Consider the following 578-nt stretch of genomic DNA (forward strand, 5'->3'; position numbering starts at 1 on the left):
CTTTGACGATGAAAGCATCACTGTCGACATAAAAATAAAGGCGTCCGTCTCGCTGCTCACTGCTCAACCAGACCTTGCTCTGACAACCACGCACGATATTGTTATCGTTGCGCTCGCTTTCCGGCAAGGGTGGCAGCTCCCGCCCCAGATCAATGATGTATTTGTAACGATCATCCCAGCTATCAAAAAATGACAGAGTCTCTATGATGTCGTCGCTGCTGATGTCGGTACCGAATTCTTTCATTCGTCTGGCTCAATCTGTTTGCGTCGGTCGGTCTGCTTCAATCAAAAAAACATGCCGGTTTCAAGCTGCGCTTCTTCACTCATCATGTCACGACTCCAGGGCGGATCAAATACCAGATCCACTTTGACATCCGCAACATTGGGTACGCGTTTGACACGATACTCAACATCACCTACCAGTACCGGCCCCATGCCACATCCCGGCGCAGTGAGTGTCATGTCTATCAGGACTTTTTTACCGGCCTGATCAACATCGACCTTGTAGATCAGACCCAGATTGACCAGATCAACCGGAATCTCCGGATCATAAACACTGGCCAGTGCCTGCCAGACCT

General features: G+C 50.0%; 2 protein-coding genes. Both read right to left on the minus strand.

Annotated elements, in window-relative coordinates; genetic code table 11:
* Positions 1-244: SufE family protein (locus tag ACNA7P_RS11235; RefSeq protein WP_416258712.1), on the minus strand; the 244-nt coding region annotated here is incomplete at its 3' end.
* Positions 245-285: 41 nt separating this feature from the next.
* Positions 286-578 (minus strand): iron-sulfur cluster assembly protein (locus ACNA7P_RS11240; RefSeq protein WP_416258713.1); only part of this gene is annotated, 293 nt, incomplete at its 5' end.

This window comes from Aliidiomarina sp., assembly GCF_047920995.1.
GTDB lineage: Bacteria > Pseudomonadota > Gammaproteobacteria > Enterobacterales > Alteromonadaceae > Aliidiomarina.